At 37.8% G+C, this 17,158-nt stretch carries 19 protein-coding genes and 1 pseudogene; 8 read left to right on the top strand and 12 right to left on the bottom strand.

Translation table 11 applies throughout. The features are described 5' to 3' along the window. Window positions 1-188 precede the first annotated feature (188 nt). The 6 genes from AC4D4A_RS17335 to AC4D4A_RS17360 form a co-directional block, all read right to left on the bottom strand. Window positions 189-1,262 (bottom strand): ABC transporter substrate-binding protein, encoded by a 1,074-nt coding sequence (locus tag AC4D4A_RS17335; RefSeq protein ID WP_490997012.1) that lies wholly within the window; start codon window positions 1,260-1,262, stop codon window positions 189-191. Then, complete coding sequence (locus AC4D4A_RS17340) at window positions 1,259-2,059, bottom strand: ABC transporter permease (protein ID WP_066102542.1); 801 nt, start codon at window positions 2,057-2,059, stop codon at window positions 1,259-1,261. The genes AC4D4A_RS17335 and AC4D4A_RS17340 overlap by 4 nt, the downstream gene beginning before the upstream one ends. Window positions 2,060-2,069: 10 nt before the next feature. Beyond that, window positions 2,070-2,861: an ABC transporter permease gene (locus tag AC4D4A_RS17345; protein ID WP_490997013.1), complete on the bottom strand. Its 792-nt coding sequence runs from the start codon at window positions 2,859-2,861 to the stop codon at window positions 2,070-2,072. After that, the gene (locus AC4D4A_RS17350) at window positions 2,851-3,957 is read right to left on the bottom strand and encodes an ABC transporter ATP-binding protein (RefSeq protein WP_490997014.1); all 1,107 of its coding nucleotides are present in this window, start codon (window positions 3,955-3,957) and stop codon (window positions 2,851-2,853) included. The genes AC4D4A_RS17345 and AC4D4A_RS17350 overlap by 11 nt, the downstream gene beginning before the upstream one ends. Window positions 3,958-3,985: 28 nt before the next feature. Further along, entirely contained in the window at window positions 3,986-4,528 is a 543-nt protein-coding gene (locus AC4D4A_RS17355) for a helix-turn-helix domain-containing protein (RefSeq protein ID WP_490997039.1), read from the bottom strand. A gap of 211 nt (window positions 4,529-4,739) precedes the next feature. Further along, window positions 4,740-5,492, bottom strand: coding sequence for a MerR family transcriptional regulator (locus AC4D4A_RS17360; protein WP_490997015.1), 753 nt, complete (start codon window positions 5,490-5,492; stop codon window positions 4,740-4,742). 178 nt (window positions 5,493-5,670) lie between these two features. Between AC4D4A_RS17360 and AC4D4A_RS17365 the strand changes: the two genes are divergently transcribed. After that, a complete protein-coding gene (locus AC4D4A_RS17365) occupies window positions 5,671-6,000 on the top strand; it encodes a four-helix bundle copper-binding protein (RefSeq protein WP_490997016.1) in 330 nt (109 codons plus the stop codon). Window positions 6,001-6,078: 78 nt separating this feature from the next. Here AC4D4A_RS17365 and gshAB read toward each other — a convergent pair whose 3' ends face one another. From gshAB to AC4D4A_RS17380, 3 genes are read right to left on the bottom strand one after another with little or no spacing between them, the layout of a single operon-like run. Next, window positions 6,079-8,313 carry a bifunctional glutamate--cysteine ligase GshA/glutathione synthetase GshB gene (gshAB, locus tag AC4D4A_RS17370; protein ID WP_490997017.1) on the bottom strand — a complete coding sequence of 745 codons (2,235 nt, stop codon included), beginning with the start codon at window positions 8,311-8,313 and terminating at the stop codon, window positions 6,079-6,081. A gap of 26 nt (window positions 8,314-8,339) precedes the next feature. After that, window positions 8,340-9,689 carry an MATE family efflux transporter gene (locus AC4D4A_RS17375; RefSeq protein WP_490997018.1) on the bottom strand — a complete coding sequence of 450 codons (1,350 nt, stop codon included), beginning with the start codon at window positions 9,687-9,689 and terminating at the stop codon, window positions 8,340-8,342. 20 nt (window positions 9,690-9,709) lie between these two features. Continuing rightward, on the bottom strand, window positions 9,710-10,057 hold the full coding sequence (locus tag AC4D4A_RS17380) for an ArsR/SmtB family transcription factor (protein WP_490997019.1): 348 nt from the start codon (window positions 10,055-10,057) through the stop codon (window positions 9,710-9,712). A gap of 125 nt (window positions 10,058-10,182) precedes the next feature. Here AC4D4A_RS17380 and AC4D4A_RS17385 point away from each other — a divergent pair, with 125 nt between their 5' ends. The 6 genes from AC4D4A_RS17385 to AC4D4A_RS17410 all read left to right on the top strand — a co-directional run bounded on the left by AC4D4A_RS17385 (window position 10,183) and on the right by AC4D4A_RS17410 (window position 14,584). Beyond that, window positions 10,183-10,488, top strand: coding sequence for an iron-sulfur cluster assembly accessory protein (locus tag AC4D4A_RS17385; RefSeq protein ID WP_066102565.1), 306 nt, complete (start codon window positions 10,183-10,185; stop codon window positions 10,486-10,488). A gap of 117 nt (window positions 10,489-10,605) precedes the next feature. Then, complete coding sequence (locus AC4D4A_RS17390) at window positions 10,606-11,115, top strand: DUF3231 family protein (protein WP_490997020.1); 510 nt, start codon at window positions 10,606-10,608, stop codon at window positions 11,113-11,115. A 30-nt stretch (window positions 11,116-11,145) separates the two neighbouring features. Further along, complete coding sequence (locus tag AC4D4A_RS17395) at window positions 11,146-12,003, top strand: manganese catalase family protein (RefSeq protein WP_490558952.1); 858 nt, start codon at window positions 11,146-11,148, stop codon at window positions 12,001-12,003. Window positions 12,004-12,152: 149 nt separating this feature from the next. Further along, complete coding sequence (locus tag AC4D4A_RS17400) at window positions 12,153-12,689, top strand: hypothetical protein (protein ID WP_490558953.1); 537 nt, start codon at window positions 12,153-12,155, stop codon at window positions 12,687-12,689. Between the two features lie 12 nt (window positions 12,690-12,701). Continuing rightward, the gene (locus tag AC4D4A_RS17405) at window positions 12,702-13,604 is read left to right on the top strand and encodes an ABC transporter permease subunit (RefSeq protein ID WP_490997021.1); all 903 of its coding nucleotides are present in this window, start codon (window positions 12,702-12,704) and stop codon (window positions 13,602-13,604) included. Next, a complete protein-coding gene (locus AC4D4A_RS17410) occupies window positions 13,601-14,584 on the top strand; it encodes an ABC transporter permease (protein ID WP_490997022.1) in 984 nt (327 codons plus the stop codon). Before AC4D4A_RS17405 ends, AC4D4A_RS17410 begins: the two co-directional genes overlap by 4 nt. Window positions 14,585-14,640: 56 nt before the next feature. Here the strand turns inward: AC4D4A_RS17410 and AC4D4A_RS17415 are convergent, their stop codons facing one another. From AC4D4A_RS17415 to AC4D4A_RS17425, 3 genes and pseudogenes are all read right to left on the bottom strand, one after another. Continuing rightward, on the bottom strand, window positions 14,641-15,546 hold the full coding sequence (locus AC4D4A_RS17415; protein ID WP_490997023.1) for an AEC family transporter: 906 nt from the start codon (window positions 15,544-15,546) through the stop codon (window positions 14,641-14,643). 237 nt (window positions 15,547-15,783) lie between these two features. Continuing rightward, window positions 15,784-16,008, bottom strand: a pseudogene (locus AC4D4A_RS17420) (GNAT family N-acetyltransferase); the annotation flags it as partial. A gap of 10 nt (window positions 16,009-16,018) precedes the next feature. After that, window positions 16,019-16,192 (bottom strand): hypothetical protein, encoded by a 174-nt coding sequence (locus AC4D4A_RS17425; protein ID WP_490997024.1) that lies wholly within the window; start codon window positions 16,190-16,192, stop codon window positions 16,019-16,021. A 284-nt stretch (window positions 16,193-16,476) separates the two neighbouring features. Here AC4D4A_RS17425 and AC4D4A_RS17430 point away from each other — a divergent pair, with 284 nt between their 5' ends. Further along, window positions 16,477-17,157: an N-acetylmannosamine-6-phosphate 2-epimerase gene (locus tag AC4D4A_RS17430; protein ID WP_490997025.1), complete on the top strand. Its 681-nt coding sequence runs from the start codon at window positions 16,477-16,479 to the stop codon at window positions 17,155-17,157. Window position 17,158 lies beyond the last annotated feature (1 nt).

Genomic DNA, 17,158 nt, shown 5'->3' on the forward strand with positions numbered 1-17,158 from the left:
TACTCCCTTAGAAAATAATAAGGACTTATTAGGTGAATTCTTTCATTCTATTTTCCTTTTCAATATATAAAAAGCTACCAAAGAACTTAATGGATTGTCAACATTGGACAAATTATCAATGGGCCCAGTGAATTTTAAACCTACAAAGAAAAACCGACCCACCCTCAGGTGAAATCGGTTTTCTGGTTTCATTTTTTATGCATTTTAAATTCAAGGAAGAGTTCATTATAATGCGCGAGCATCTTTTTGCCGAGATTATCGTAGACCTCAAGTCGGTCTGTTAGCTCAGCAGGTGGATAGAAGCGTTCATCCCCTGAAACTTCTTCTCCTAAAATTTCTAACGCTGCATTATTTGGTGTGGAATAGCCAACATAGTCTGCGTTTTGAGCAGCATTTTCAGGATCGAGCATGAAGTTAATGAATTGGTGTGCTCCGTCCACATTTTTGGATGTCTTCGGAATGACCATATTATCAAACCAGAGATTAGAGCCTTCTTCCGGTACTACATAATCAATGTTTTCATTATCCCACATAATATCAGCTGCATCACCGGACCAAACCAGTCCGACTGCTGCCTCCTCCTGAGCGAGAAGCATTTTGATCTCATCACCCACGATTGCTTTAATATTCGGAGTTAATGTATCCAGTTTATCCTTAGCTTCCTGCAGATGCTCTTCATTCGTATCATTTAATGAATAGTGAAGGCTATTCAATCCCATCCCAATGACTTCACGAGCACCATCAACAAGCAAGATTTTATTTTCTAATTCTTCATCCCATAAATCATTCCAGCTTTTGAATTCTTTATTCGGAAGGAGCTTTGTATTATAAGCTATTCCGACTGTTCCCCAAAAATATGGAATAGAATACTTATTTCCCTTATCAAAGGAAAGGTCGAGGAAACGAGAATCAATGTGCTTTAAATTTGGTATTTTATCGTGATCGATTTCAATCAACAGGTCTTCTTCCTTCATTTTGCTGATTGCATATTCTGAAGGAACGGCTACATCATAGGACGTACCGCCCTGCTCGATTTTCGTCATCATCGCTTCGTTTGAATCAAAGGTTTGGTATATGACTTTAATGCCTGTTTCCTCTTCAAATTTTTCAATTAAATCCGTATCGATATAATCTCCCCAGTTGTAAACCGTTAAGGTATTATCTCCGGCATATCCTTCATGTGCATTTAATCGATTGATCAAATATAAAAGGCCGAATGATACAACCAAAATCAGAATCAGGGTACGGGTTAGCTTGCTCATTCCTTAACCCCCATTCGCGGTTTGGTGCTTCTTTGTGTAATAAAGTAATATCCAATAACCAATAAAATTGTAAATAAGAATAGCAAGGTTGATAATGCATTAATCGTTAACGATATACCTTGACGAGCCATGGAGTAGATTTCTACGGATAGTGTGGAGAATCCATTCCCTGTCACGAAGAAGGTTACCGCAAAATCATCCAGTGAATAGGTCAATGCCATAAAGAACCCAGCAAAAATACCAGATGTGATGTAAGGCAGGATAACCTTTGTCAACACATTCCACTGGCTCGCCCCCAAGTCACGTGCCGCATCAATTAATGTCGGGCTCATTTCCTGAAGTTTAGGCAATACCATAATCACGACAATCGGAACACTGAAAGCGATATGGGATAAAAGGACAGACATAAAGCCAAGTTTAATCCCAATAATGGTGAACATAATTAAGAAGGAAGCACCAATAATGACATCAGGGCTTACAATCAAAACATTGTTCAAGGAAAGTAATGTATTTTTCGTCCTTCTCTTGCGTACCTCATGTATCGCCAGTGCTCCAAATACACCAATCACTGTAGAAATTGTAGCTGATAGCAGCGCAATAACCAATGTATTCAACACAATAATAAGCAATCGTGTATCGGCAAACACTTCTTTATACCATTGCAGCGTAAAACCATCAAAGCCATGCATTTTTCCGCCGCTGTTAAATGAATAGAACATCAGATAGAAAATTGGTGCATAAAGGATGGCAAACACTAAGATTAAATATAGATTTGATAACTTAAATTTCTTTTTCATTGTCCATCCCTCACTTTCTTCTGCCTGTCAGAATCATGATTAATGCCATTGCGATAATTAGGAATACCGCTATCGTAGCTCCCATTCCCCAATCTTGCGTAACGAGAAAATGCTGTTCAATTGCTGTTCCCAATGTAATCACTCGGTTTCCTGCAATCAAACGAGTAATCATAAACAGTGACAGGGCTGGGATAAAGACAGCCTGTGCACCGGATTTAACTCCGTCGAGCGTCAGAGGGAAAATGACACGGCGGAAAGTCATCCATTTGGATGCCCCGAGATCGCTGGCTGCATCTACATAGGATTGGTTCATTTCCTCTAGCGCATTGTAAATTGGCAATAGCATAAACGGTATAAATATATAAGTAGAAACAAAGATGAAACTAAAATCAGTAAATAGAATTTGCTTTGTTCCTATTCCAAGAACCTCTAAAAAGGCGTTGGCAGCACCATATGTGCCAAAAATACCAATAAAGGCATATGCTTTCAAAAGTAGATTAATCCAGGTTGGTAAGATAATTAATAAGAGCCATAATTGCTTATGCTTTGTTTTCGTTAATAAGAATGCTGTTGGGTATGCAATTAATAAAGAAATAACTGTAACTAAGAAAGCATACCAAAACGAACTTAATGTCATTTTCAAATAGACTGGTGTAAAGAATTTGCTGTAATTATCCAACGTGAATTGGCCGTCAATCCCAATAAAGGAGTAATAGACAACCAGGATAATCGGGAATACAACAAATAATGCAATCCAAATAGAGTATGGGATTAGATAGAGAGTTTTCGCTTTATTCTTCATGGCCGGCCTCATTATATGCTTCTAAGCGTTTATCGAATTCTTCTTCCGTTTCCCCCGGCAGCATGACATGAATGGCTTCTTCATCAAAACTCAACCCAATTTCTTCCCCAACAACCGCTTTTTTCGTGGAGTGTACTAACCACTCATTACCCGCTTCATCAAAACAGCAAATTTCATAGTGAACGCCACGGAATAATTGGGAATCAACGCGTACCTGCATTTTTCCTTGTTCAAGTGTAGTAATCTCTAAATCCTCAGGGCGGATTACCACTTCTACAGTCTCATTTTCTCTGAAACCACCGTCTACGCAGTCAAAACGTTTATCCGCAAATTCTACTACATAGTCGGCAATCATTTTACCAGGTACTATATTAGATTCTCCGATAAAGTCTGCGACGAATCGGTTAACAGGCTCATCATAGATATCAGTTGGCGTACCGCTTTGCTGAATTCTGCCTTTGTTTAAAACAAAAATCTCATCACTCATCGCCAATGCTTCTTCTTGGTCATGTGTAACAAAGATGAAGGTAATACCAAGGCGGCGTTGAAGCTCACGCAATTCATATTGCATTTCAGTACGAAGCTTTAAATCGAGCGCTGATAAAGGTTCATCAAGTAAGATTACTTCCGGTTCGTTTACAATCGCACGGGCAATGGCTACACGTTGGCGCTGCCCACCGGACATTTCTTTAATTTCACGGTTTTCATACCCCGCCAGGTTAACAAAGCGTAATGCTTCTGTTACTTTCTTGGCAATGTCTGCATTTTTCATTTTCTTAATGCGTAAACCAAATGCAACATTTTCAAATACATTTAGATGTGGAAATAGGGCGTAATCCTGAAATACTGTATTTACCTGGCGCTCATTGGCCGGGACATTATTTATTAATTTACCGTTAAAGTAGATCTTTCCTTCAGAGGGCTGCATAAATCCGGCAATTAAGCGGAGAATCGTAGTTTTTCCACAACCTGATGGTCCTAAGAGTGTATAGAATTTCCCTCTTTCAATTTCAAAGCTAACATCATTTAATACTGCTGGATCGTCATCATATTGCTTCGTGACGTTCTCAAAACGAATAATTGTATGATCATTCATGTTCATTACTCCTTCTTGTGGATATTAATTATAGATAAGAATCCGTCGCTACAAGCAATAATTCTGAAATCCCGTCGAAATCATTAATGATCTGATGTTCTTCGGTTGCGTTAAAATAAATTGCTTCTCCTGCCTTGGCAAAGTATGTCCTTCTGCCGAGTGTTATCATGATTCTCCCTTTTAATACATAGCCAAATGTCTCTGAAAGTGAGGGCTCAAATTTTTTGAACTCTCCCTTTTCCTGCAATGTAAGCAGTATGGGTTCCATTTCTTTTTCATTTGATTCTGGAACAAGCCATTGGATTTGATAACCCCGATCTTCATCTATAAAATCTGTTGTATCATTTTTTCCGTATACTACTTTTTGTTCACGTTCTTCCTCATCAAAAAATTGCTTTGGGGTACAGCCGAGAACCTCGAGTATGTCGAAGAATGTTTCGATAGATGGTGAACTAAGACCTCTTTCAAGTTGTGAAATATACCCTTTACTTAAATCTGTTCTTTCACCAAGTTCTTCTTGAGTCAGACCTTTTTTTAATCTTAAATTTTTAATTTTGCTTCCAATCTCCATTAACATGGTATGACCTCAATTTCGTTTATTATAAGTAAACTCTAACTAGAGAAAGTTTATTATTATCAAACTTAATGTTTACTATCAAACTCAAATTATTATACAACATTTTTAGGAAACATCAACAAAAATATATAGCAAAGTAAGATTTTTAAATTTTATAAAAAATAGGCGCCTATCATTTCAGGCACCTATACGTCATTTTATTTAATTAGCAGCAATAGATTTGAATAGCATCGTGTAAATATCGGGCAAGCCCTGGCTTTGTTTTATCGATATGATCAGTAAAACGTTGGTCAGAAATATACATTTCGCCAAGCCCTTTAAATATTTCCGGTGTGCAGTCATAAAAATACTTAGAGATATGCATTCGCCATTCATGTATTATTTGTTGAACCTCACTATCAGCAGGGTCACGGTCCATTAATTCAGCTAAAGACTGATAAATTCGTTGTCTTTCTATTTCAATTGTCTTCCAATCATCTGCTTGATAGCCATTTGTTTTTTGCTGGGATTGGCGAAACGTCTCCGTGTCTGCATACTTTTCTTTAACTTCTTTTTCATACTTTAGCAGGTGCTCTTCAACTCTACTCATATCAAATGGCTCAAACATATCCTGCTTTGACATTTCCCTTCCTCCTTTAATTGCCTGGGCGGTCTGATCGATGGATTGAATAATCTTCTTCAGCCGCTTCTGCTTTTCCTCCAGAACCTTTTTATGTTTCATCAAGGAATCCAAGTGATCAAATTGGGGATCATCCAGAATAGCTTTGATCTTATTTAGCGGTAAATCCATTTCTTTAAAAAATAATATTTGCTGAAGGCGTGCTAAATTTCCCTCATTATATAAACGATATCCATTCTCCTCAATATGAGCTGGTTTTAACAGATCAATTTCATCATAATAATGTAAAGTTCTAACACTGACTCCAGCAAGCTCAGAGACTTCCTTTATCTTATACACCTCTCTCACCCCTCCTTTCCTATATCGTAAATGATGACGTAACGTTAGAGTCAAAGCATTTTAGATATTTTAATGAGATGAGCGATAGTCACTATTCATTCGTATTGAGTTTATTCCCTTCCAGCAAGGGAATGTGAATAGATAGGGATATAACCATTTTTAATGAGGAGGTTTTTTTATGAATAAAGACATGTACCAAGTCTGTATAGATGCCTGTATTGAATGTATAGATGCTTGTAATGTATGTTTCGATGCTTGCTTAGAAGAGGATCATATGAAGATGATGGCAGATTGTATCCGCCTGGATCGAGAATGCGCGGACATTTGTGCATTGGCAGTTAAATCAATGCAATCTAACAGTCCTTTTGCGAAGGAAATCTGTAATCTTTGTGCAGTAATTTGTAAAGCTTGCGGTGAGGAATGTCAAAAACACGATCATGACCATTGTCAAAAATGTGCCGCGGCTTGCTTTAAATGTGCTGATGCTTGTTTCAGCATGACTGCCTAAATCAATATGGTAGCAGTTTATTTTCTTATATTTAGCAAAAGGCCGCAACAGATATTACTAACCTGTTGCGGTCCCTTTTTATTTTCCAAAAAGTAATTGAAGAATTCGTTCCCCGGCTCTTCTATTTTCTCCTTTGTAAGGATAACAATGAATATGAATCGCAGGATTAAAATTAAGTTCGATGATTCCATAATTTTCTTCACAAACATCTATAGTAGGATTATCAATCATCATATCAACTCCACAGATGGTAGCACCAGCAGCTTTTGCAGCTTGCATGGCCAATTCCTTATAGCTCTCTGAAATAGAATCTGTAAAATCCAGACTATCCCCGCCAGTGCTGATATTAGAATTCTCTCTTAAATAAACAAGTTCTCCTTCCGCAGGGATATAATCGAAATCCTTTCCCTGTCCCTTTAGGAAAAGTGCTTCACTTTCCCCTAACTGAATCTTCTCCAAGGGTGTTTTATAGCCCTTTCCCCGTAAAGGATCTTTATTTTTCGCTGTAACCAATTCGGCAACACTTGATTGTCCATCACCTTTCACATTGGCTGGGACACGATGAAGGATACCTGTCACTTCATCCCCCATTACAAGAAACCGATATTCCTTACCGCTCAGGAATTCCTCTACTAATACGGTACGATCATGAAGAAAGGCCATCTCTAATGCTTTTTCATAGTCCTCTTTTAAAAATGAATCTTTGAAAATCGTAATTCCCAAACCAAAATTAGTTGATTTCGGTTTGATCACAATTTGCTTGGCCTTGTATTTCTCATAGTCCATAACTGCTTTCTCTAAAGATTGATAGGCCCCTCCATTTGGTACTCTAATCCCAGCCTTTCGAAGGACCTCCTTCGTAACAAGCTTATTCTCCATAACTAAAACGGTACTGTATGAATCGAGCGATGTTTTGGTCGCCTGCTTTACATACTCTGTTTTCTTCCCATTTGTTAAAGCAATAAAATTTTCATCTCGATCAACAATCTCGATTCCTATTCCTCTTTTAATGGCATCTTTAATTAAAATTTGCGTTGAAAGCTCCATATCCTCATATCCCAATAAGGTGAATGAATGTTTTTCACTTTCGTGTAAATAATCAAAAGAATGTTTCATATGAAACAATTCGTAGGATGAGTGCTTAATACCTTCCTTTATTCTTGCTGCATATGAAAGTTTAGGATCAATAAGCATATTTTCAACTTCGTCCAGTATACGGATGTATTTATCAGCTAGAGATAATTCTCTTGCCATCTCCTTCATCCCAGCTATGATGGATAAATAATTTGAATTGCCCTTTTCCTCTTCTTCAAGCAGAAGCATATACAAGATGAATAAGTGAATGAAATAGAGAATCTCTTTACTTGTACCGATTTTAAACAGAGGGTTCAAATCTAACAATCGAATCTCAATATACTTAATCCCTTTATCTAAAAGACCTTGCAGGGGATCTTCGCCAGCACCTGCCTTCAAGCGGAGCGTATGATAATATTCTTTTGCACTCAACAACTCATGTTTCTGAATCAAAGTACGAATATCCTTAACATATTCTTCAACTGATCGATAGGAAACCTGGTAGTCCTTTCGATTTTTATAACCGCATACACTGTTTCTAACTGAATAGACTTGAGGAAGATAATAACTTCCTTGATTTAATTGCACTGCCTTTAAGACGCAGTCTTGGTTATAAGTATCATGAAACACTGGACTCGCCCCAGTCACATCAACCAATAAATCTCTATAGCGGTTAAAATTCCGACTGATTTTTAAATATATATCATTTTTAAACTCTTTATATGTTTTATGGCTGGATTGTTCATTATACAACACGTGCAACAGCTCATCAGAGAACGAGAAATTGTAATGGATACCGCTTATCAATTGCTTCTTTCGTCCGTATTTCTGTGCAAGTTCATATCGGTACTCTGTCTCCTGATAGTTTTCCAGCTTGGCGATTGGAATCATCCATTCATCGGGAAGAATAGGAGGATTACTGCCTGACCATAAGTATTCTCCTTGTTTTGATAGCTCCAAACTCACAATATCATGTATATTTTCCAGAAACTCAAACGCCTCATCAATCGTTGGGAACACCGGAGTCACCATCTCTATCTGAGACTCAGAAAAGTCGGTTGTAATGTACGGGTGCTTTGCTCTGTCACCGAATGAAGATGGGTGCGGCGTTAAAGCTAATGTCCCATTTTTATGAACTCTATTATTTTCTTTTTCAAGGCCAAAATTTCCCCTAAACAATGTTTCCGATAGGTGTTTTTCTTTCATGAGCGTTAGAAGTCTATGGTCTATATTTGTCATGTATGTACTCTCCTTACCAACCGTTCTTATGCGTGTATTCTTGCTGTCTTATTTTTTATTTTTCGCAATGTAAACATAAACCAAATTACCAATACAACACCCTTCAAAAGACTGCTGATTGCGATACTCATCCATACCCCATTTAATCCAAATGGACCGGAAAGAAGGATGGCCATCGGAATTCTGAGCACTGTAAAGGTGATACTAAAAATAGGCGGAATATAGGTTTTCCCCAACCCATTAAATGCTCCGACTGTTAAAAGCTCCATACACATAAATACCTGCGAGTATCCAAGGATTCTCATATAGTCTGCTCCGAGTTTTATACTGCCAGACTCACTGATAAAAATAGAAAAAAGCTGCTCTGGCAACAGGATAAATAGTAGTGACGTAAGTAAACCGAACCCTATGGTCATAGCCAAAGCTATTTTATAGCCTGCATGGATTCGGTCCATTTTGTTTGCACCATAGTTTTGTCCGATAAAGGCAGCTATCGCACCTTGCAGCCCCCCAATAGTCATATAGGATATCGACTCAATTTGGATACCAACTTTTTGAACAGCAATTGCCTCTGCTCCCCATTGCACAATAATCTTTGCAATAATGATGGATATGCCGATGAATACAACTCTTTGGACTGTAATTGGAATCCCCATTTTAATTACTTCTATCATCTTACGTCCATTCCAATTTGTATGGCTCCCTAATGATATGAATCGTTTAGAATTAAACCAGAAAAGAAGCGTAACAATAATGTTTGCTGTTAATGTTGCAAGCGCAGCTCCCACAACCCCCATTCCAGGTATAAATCCGATCCCAAAAATTAAAAAAGGATCCAAGATCATGTTAACGAGAAAACCTATAGTGTAGATGCGAAATGGCGTTTTACTGTTTCCCATACTATTTAAAACCATACTGTACAGTAAATTTATAATAGAAAATATAACGCCAATCATTGAGATGACTAAAAATTGCACAGCCATTCTCTCCACCTGAGAATCGCCCAGCTCAAAGAAGCCAATAAATGAATCTTTATAGATAAATACAACAAGCGTATATAAAATAGCCAGGATCAGTGACATGATAAACCCGTTTTTTATGTATTCCGTCGCTTCCTCTTTTTGGTTCGCCCCCATACAATGAGCGATTTTGACTCCGCTCCCAATCGAGACCATTGTTGCAAGTGCCAGCGCCAAATTAACGAAGAAACTTGCCGTACCTATAGCAGCAACTGGACCGCTGCCAAGCTTGCCAACCCAAATCATATCGACCATTCCATATGTGGTTTGAATAAAATTTGTTGCTATTATAGGAACGGAAAGCTTCAGAAGAGATGAGGAGATTGCATTTTCAGTTAAGTTATAAGCACCCTTCACCTTGTTCCCCCCTATCTAGTTTACTGCTTACGTAAAAAGCTGATAATTGACTCCAGCCTTTCCTCGCATAATCGATAAATTGTATATTTCCCCTCTCTTCTTCCTTTAATAACTCCGCCCTTTTCCATAATTTTAAGATGGTGGCTGACCGTGGAATTAGGAAGCGAAAGAGCTGTAACAATTTCACATTTACATAAATCTTCAATTATTAATAATGACAGAATCTCCAGGCGAGTAGAATCACCAAGTGCCTTAAACATTTCTGCTAGCTCCAGTAATGATTGTTCATTATGAACGGCTGGCAGCTGTTGTTTACCTTCTTCGCATATACAGCGCATTCGATGATCCGTTTTCATTTCCCAAGACAATCATATTCCCCTCCTCTTCACATAACTATAAAACTAGTTTTATAGTTATATTATACTTCATTATTTTAATAATAGAAATTTTTAAGTTACACTTGTTAAAGATCTGGTAGATTGGAGGAGATAGAATGAATTGTAAAATAAATCGGAATGCCGCCAAAGAATTAAAAAAATTATTGAGTACAGAGGAAGCCGACGGGAAAATGATTCGTGTAGTGATTTCCCATATGCATGGCGACCATGCTCACTATGATATTGAATTGAGTACACCAACTGAGCATGACGAAATTGTTAAGACTGATAAGGATATTGATGTCTTACTTGATAAGCGAGAAGAATTCCTGGATGGAGTGTGGATTAAGTACTTCCATCTCCCTGAACCAGGTTTTGAAATAACAAACCCTCATAAAGGCGGACATGGACACCATCATTAAAATATTTATTGTAGAGGCAGCCGTTCAATCGGTTGCCTTTTTACGTATAATTGGCAGTTAATTGGTTCATATTAACAGATGAGTTCTTCAAATTTAATATAAGGAGTCGACTGATTAATGGGTATTTTAAGTGGAAATCCGCAAAAAGAACCAATGCATTATGGTGAGGTATTTGCTGTATGGTCACAATTAATGGGTGCACAAGCCATGATACCGGGCTTTCAAACCCTCAAAAACCATACTGGTGATGATGATTTAAAAGATTTATTAGATGACATGATCGCCAATGCTAGGTCAGATGTAAAACAAATGCAGGAATTATTAAAGCATAATGGTATTGCACTGCCGCCTGCACCACCTGAAAAACCGGAAAGCCAAATCGAGGCTATTCCTCCTGGTGCACGGTTTACAGATCAAGAGGTTTCTGGACTTGTATCGGCTGATATTGCCGCTGGACTTGTTGCCTGTGCTCAGGCAATGGCTCAATGTATTCGTGAAGACATCGGCTTAATGTTTGGACAATTCCATATGAAAAAGGCACAATTCGGGGCCGCATTATTAAAAATAAACAAAGAAAAAGGCTGGTTAGTTCCGCCACCTCTTCATGTTGTAACAACAACTGACTAATAAATTCATTAAGAAAGAAGAGAAGCATACATGTATTATTACAAAGAAGAGCTAATCAATATTATTAAACCAGATAAACCAGACCCTGCTGCTGCTAAAGTCTTACAGGAGACCTTAGGCGGTCAATTTGGCGAAATGCGCACAATGATGCAATTTTTCTTTCAGAGCAACAATTTCAGGGGTAAAGACACTCAGTATAAGGATTTGCTTCGAGGGATCTTTTTAGAAGAAATCAGTCATGTCGAGCTTGTTCAGAACACAATTAATCAACTATTAAATGATTCTGGTCTTTCTTCACAGCCTGGTGATGGCGGCTCAGATCGAGCTCCTTTAGATGAAGCAATTAAACATGCCAATCCACACCATTATATTATGGGAGCTCAGTCATCTCTTCCAGTAGATGCAGGCGGCAATCCATGGAATGGCTCATGGGTTTATGACCATGGTAATTTAATTGCTAATCTGCTGAATAATTTGATGCTTGAATCAACTGGTGTACTTCAGAAAACAAGAATATATGAAATGAGCAATAATCAAACGTTTCGTGAGACTCTCGGGTTTTTAATTGTCCGGGATAATGCTCATCAAAATGCTTTTGCCAAAGCACTTGAAACCTTGGGTGTGGATTGGGGAAAAATTTTCCCTGTTCCAAATTATGATATAAATAAATATCCTGAATGCAAAAAGTTTGTGGATATGGGCTTCCATAATGCTCAGTTTAACTTCCGACTAGATCCAACTAGAATTGCCGAAGTTTTCCAGGGACAAACACCAAGCAGAAACGGTGGAACATTGTCAGTCACTCCTCCACCGCAAGGATTCCCTGTTCCACAATTACCGGAAATGCCAAACGAACACGCTCCAGGGATAAGCGATTTAAATAGATAAAAGGAATGCAGCTTCCAAATGGAAGCTGTATTTTTTTAATCAATTGATTAATTTAAAATTCTAAATATTTTGTTTACATATTGATTAATCTTTGGATAGAATGAACATTATAGTGCCAACATACCGGGATAAAAGGGGGATAGATTGACATGCTTAAGAAGTGGGTTATGGGAGTTTTCATAATTTCCCTATTCTGCAGTTTAATAGGATGCAGAGGCCAATTGAGACAGGATGTTTTAATTATGGGATCAATAAAGGAATATAGTGATAGAAGTGTTATTTTGTCACTTTCAAGTACACTTCATGAAAATTCTATTCTCCATGTGACCTTAAAAGAAAACGGCAGTGACCAAATCACATGGGAAGGTGAAACAAAAGTCAAAGAAGACGGCTACATAAAATATGAATTCAAACGCCCTAAGATTTCAGAGCAGTATAAACTTGAAGTCCTCTTTGTACCTGAAAAGCAACCCGCTTCTGTAAAAGAGATATATGGAGAATCTGGAGAGTATATCAGAGAAGACAGTCTGGGATACAGGTCTTATACATATGACGGAAAAAAAGTGGATGGGATCGTTATGTATGGAATTTTGACAACCTTTGATAAAGAAACAGATGGCAAAAGCCAACACAAGTCATGGGAGTTGGTCTCAGATTTTGCCAATATAGAAAGCATGTTGGAGTAGGTGAATATACATATGAAACAGTTTAAAAAAATTTCTGCCCATTTATTAGATTTTATATTAACCATTCTGGCTATAAACCTTATTATTCTTTTCTTTAGTTCTTTATGGGTATGGAATAATGCAGATCCATCCATTAGCTGGTGGAAGGCTTTCTCAAACCAGGCCAAAGATATTTATGAGGCATTTTTATTTATCGATCAAATTCAAATCATGGTAGACTATAGTTTCTCTCAAGGAATACCGAAATTTTCACTGTTCTGGGTCAGTCTCAAAGACCCGTTTATTTACTCACTTCTTATTTTAGGAGGCACTTTACTAGCAACATTTATTGCCGCTCTATTATTTGAAGTATTCCATTACTTTTCACCAAGAATCCTGCAGAATTTTTTTCGTGAAATTGCCTTCTTTATTCAGTCTATTCCAGATGTCATCATGATCTTCGCGATTCAATTATTTTCAATATGGATTTTCAAAAAAACAGGCTTGCTCATTCTGGATCCCGTTGCTTTAGGAGAGGATCATGTCTACCTTCTGCCTATTATCGCCCTATCTATCTTGCCGATTTTTATGCTATTCCAAATGATTGATTTATCTGTCAGTGAAGAGCAAGAAAAGATGTATGTGCAATATGCTTATGCAAAAGGATTATCCAAAAGAGAGGTATTTTTCAAACATATCCTTCGTAACACGACAATCACTATTTTTTCAAATCTGCAATATCTACTGTGGTTCATCATCTCAAGCCTGCTCATTCTGGAGCGCTTATTAAATATGGATGGACTATTCTCCTTTATAAACGGGCTGGACATCAAGTTTATAGCTGTAGGATTGACCTTCTTATTTATCCCCTTCTATTTATTGGATATATGGGGGAAAACGATTGTAAAACGAGTTATGGGCGGTGAACACGGATGATAAAAAAATTACTTAAAAATCCTTCTTTTATGATTGGTTTTCTATTTTTATTCATCCTTATTGTAACCAGCCTTCTCTATCCCGCTTGGATTAAACCGCATCTCGAGCCTCCGCCTGAGCTTATTTATGAACATGGAAAACTTGTTGATCAACCGGCTTATCCACCAAGCTTAACGCATCCCTTCGGTGTAGACAGACTTGGTCAGGATACATTTTGGAACGTAATTGAAGGAGCTAAATATACATTATTCATTGCTGTATTAATTGGACTTTTGCGGATGTTTTTAGGAATGGGAAGTGGAATCTTATATGGATTGTATCATCAGCGTTTCAACTGGGTAATAGAACCTTTGACTCGAGCATTTCGTTTTATTCCAACCATATTGATTGCCATGATGTTTTTTATATCTGAAAGTGGAATAGATGTGATTTTACAGCAATGCTTAATGCTTTCATTGATTACCTTTCTTCCTTTAACCTCCGTAATAGGAGATGAACTTCGGTATTACTTAAAAAATGAATTCATTGATGCATCCCGTCTGTTGGGAGGATCTAAATGGTGGATTGTAAAGGTCCATATTAGGCATCATTTAAGACCAAGGATGATTGTCATTTTTCTTCAGCAAATCGCCCAATCATTAGTACTGCTAGTTCAGCTAGGCGCTTTTATGTGCGTGATTGGGGGTTATGAAACAATAGACCTTAGTGCTCCCATGAGTGATCCTTATAATGTTGCCACCTCTCTTTCACATGAATGGTCCGGGATGATCGGTCTCTCCTATCATGAACTGCGTTACAATAAATGGATTGTCCTTGGCCCATCACTTGGTTTTATACTTAGCTTGTTTTCTCTGAACCTCATACTGAGAGGAATTCAAAGCGTGCTGGCAGACCGCTCTCTTATCCACAAAACAAAGGAGCAGGCTCATCCGGTAAAAATCGAGCAAGATGGCTTCCAACTGGTAAACCCCATCAATTAATATAGATGTAAAGGCCCCCTTTTTCATATAGCTGAAAAAGGGGTTTTCTATTATCTTTATAAAATAAAAAGGGAAAATAAATACATTAAGATCATGCTGATGAGGATACATAAATTTGAGACCGTACCTATCATCATTGTCGTTCGATATTTAAATTCATGGGCATACGGTATAACAGCGAGGCCAATTGGCAGGACTAAACCGAGTAGTATCGTGTATTTAAACATATCATCAACTGGAAGAACAAAATATAATGAAATACCGACCAGCAATGCAAAGCCATATCGGAATAATAAGTATTTTATAATTGGACGAATATACTGTTTTTCAAATGAAAATTTCAAATATATTCCGAGCAGCAATAAGGCCAGAGGCATATTCGCTTTAGATATGATTGTTGCTACTTCTAAAAGCACCGATGGAAGCTGGATATGACCAAAATTTAGAGCACTCATAACAATGTATGTCATTAAAGGAATGGACTTACCAAATTTCATAAGGATGGCGCGCCCCTCCAGCTTCATTCCATTTTCAGAAAAATAACTTCCTACTATATAGGCCAATCCAAATACAATAAAAGAATTACCAACATCAAACATACCAAAATACAGTAATCCCTCTGTGCCCCAAAAGGCTTCAACAAGCGGAAAGGCGAACAATCCAACATTATATCCTGAAGCAAGCATCATAAAAGTTCCTTTAATCTCACGTGTCTCATTCCTGAACACAAAAAGGGCCACTATTGTAGAAAGGATCCCGTAAAGAATAACAATAAGAGTGATTCCCAATAAAGATACCGTTATAGTGGAAGTTTGCAGGGATACAATGACCAGGGATGGCAAGGTGATGTTAAAGATGATTCTCGAAATTACCTCTCCATCAGATTCCTTTAGAATTCCAGTCCTTTTTAGAAGGTAACCGAGCGCAATAATGATGACAATATATAAAAATTCCTGATTCAACGAGTTCCCTCCTTTACACTATTATCTAATTCTATCACTGCTATTCTTACAAAAAAGAATGCCCCTCAATTCCACCCTTTTCCACGAAATAAAACTCTTTTCCATACAGCGGTTTCACTAAATAGTATGTACATTAGCTTATCTCGTAGGTATGAATAATTTATTCCAAGTACACTTATTGCAAGTGATATTCGAAAAAGATATTTATCATCTTTTTGAAACATTTTTTATCCATATCTAAAAGGGGCAGTCAACAGGACCGCTCCTTTTACATTGAAAATGAGAAAATACTAAATTCCAGCCCTCCTGATCCTCAGCGTTTCTGATGACCGGCTTAAACCCGAGTTTAAGATAAATATGGATAGCAATCAGACTCGTTGTCTGGGTTTTCAAATAGGCTTCATCATGGAAAGAGCTCAGAATTTCGAGTGCCTTTATTACAAGGGGTTTACCTAATTTCCGTCCCTGATATTCATAATTTCAACCCAATGTAGCCTGCCAGTTTGTTTACCGTTAAAATCGCCAAACCAGGCAGCAGCGGTTCCCACCGTTTTCCTTCGTCTGTCTCAAGAATGATTACCCTTTTTTTCGTCTCTATCCTATATGGCATAAATTCAGACTCAAAACGATTCAGAGCTGATTTCATATTGGTAAACTCCTTTGTAGCCGTATTGATTTCAGCCCAATATTATTCATCACCTTCTCTGAACAGCCGAAAATGAAAGCCGCTTGGTAAGATAGTTTCTGGTATATCTCTTAATGTAGCACTCATATAAAGTGGAATATTTTTCATGAAAAATCAACTCCTCTCTGCAACAGATTACAACCAGGATAATATTTAATTAATTATCCTAAACATGATTAGCTCAACTGTGTAAAATAGAATTGGATAGTAACTCGTATATTTATTACAGGAGGTCTTGATTACATATGTTACAGGCTATCAAAGGACGTTTAGTCGTTTCATGCCAAGCACTCGAAGATGAACCACTGCACAGCCCAATGATTATGGGGAAAATGGCGCTTGCTGCCATGCAGGGGGGTGCTGGCGGAATACGCGCCAACTCACATGATGACATCATTGCAATCAAACAGGAGGTCCCCTTACCTGTTATAGGAATTGTGAAGCGTGAATATCCTGATTCACCTGTCTATATCACTCCGACGCTTCGAGAGGTAAGCGAGATTGTATCTGCCGGGGCAGATATGATCGCGATGGATGCAACTTATCGTCCCAGACCATCTAATGTGGAACTTGAATTTTTTGTCCAATCTCTTCGCCTGCACTTCCCTAATCAATTACTTATGGCTGACATCTCCACTTTGGGCGAAGCCATTGAAGCAGAACGAATTGGATTTGATTGTATATCAACCACATTAGTTGGTTATACACCTTATTCAAAGGGAAAATTCATTTATAATGATGACTTCAAATTATTGCGTGATCTTGTATCAACCGTCAAAATCCCGGTCATTGCAGAAGGAAATATTCTAACTCCTGAAATGGCTAAGCGCTGTTTGGAGATTGGTGCCCATTCTGTTGTTGTAGGCGGTGCAATAACAAGACCTCAGCAAATCACAAAGCGATTCACAGAAAAAATGAAAGCGTAAG

The sequence above is a fragment of the Pradoshia sp. Z5_111 genome (assembly GCF_058267535.1).

Bases quoted from the DNA above. Each gene is read 5' to 3' on its own strand.
- AC4D4A_RS17335 (WP_490997012.1), bottom strand. From the start codon at position 1,262: ATGAGCAAGCTAACCCGTACCCTGATTCTGATTTTGGTTGTATCATTC.
- AC4D4A_RS17340 (WP_066102542.1), bottom strand. From the start codon at position 2,059: ATGAAAAAGAAATTTAAGTTATCAAATCTATATTTAATCTTAGTGTTT.
- AC4D4A_RS17345 (WP_490997013.1), bottom strand. From the start codon at position 2,861: ATGAAGAATAAAGCGAAAACTCTCTATCTAATCCCATACTCTATTTGG.
- AC4D4A_RS17350 (WP_490997014.1), bottom strand. From the start codon at position 3,957: ATGAATGATCATACAATTATTCGTTTTGAGAACGTCACGAAGCAATAT.
- AC4D4A_RS17355 (WP_490997039.1), bottom strand. From the start codon at position 4,528: ATGGAGATTGGAAGCAAAATTAAAAATTTAAGATTAAAAAAAGGTCTG.
- AC4D4A_RS17365 (WP_490997016.1), top strand. From the start codon at position 5,671: ATGAATAAAGACATGTACCAAGTCTGTATAGATGCCTGTATTGAATGT.
- gshAB (WP_490997017.1), bottom strand. From the start codon at position 8,313: ATGACAAATATAGACCATAGACTTCTAACGCTCATGAAAGAAAAACAC.
- AC4D4A_RS17385 (WP_066102565.1), top strand. From the start codon at position 10,183: ATGAATTGTAAAATAAATCGGAATGCCGCCAAAGAATTAAAAAAATTA.
- AC4D4A_RS17390 (WP_490997020.1), top strand. From the start codon at position 10,606: ATGGGTATTTTAAGTGGAAATCCGCAAAAAGAACCAATGCATTATGGT.
- AC4D4A_RS17395 (WP_490558952.1), top strand. From the start codon at position 11,146: ATGTATTATTACAAAGAAGAGCTAATCAATATTATTAAACCAGATAAA.
- AC4D4A_RS17400 (WP_490558953.1), top strand. From the start codon at position 12,153: ATGCTTAAGAAGTGGGTTATGGGAGTTTTCATAATTTCCCTATTCTGC.
- AC4D4A_RS17405 (WP_490997021.1), top strand. From the start codon at position 12,702: ATGAAACAGTTTAAAAAAATTTCTGCCCATTTATTAGATTTTATATTA.
- AC4D4A_RS17410 (WP_490997022.1), top strand. From the start codon at position 13,601: ATGATAAAAAAATTACTTAAAAATCCTTCTTTTATGATTGGTTTTCTA.
- AC4D4A_RS17425 (WP_490997024.1), bottom strand. From the start codon at position 16,192: ATGAAATCAGCTCTGAATCGTTTTGAGTCTGAATTTATGCCATATAGG.
- AC4D4A_RS17430 (WP_490997025.1), top strand. From the start codon at position 16,477: ATGTTACAGGCTATCAAAGGACGTTTAGTCGTTTCATGCCAAGCACTC.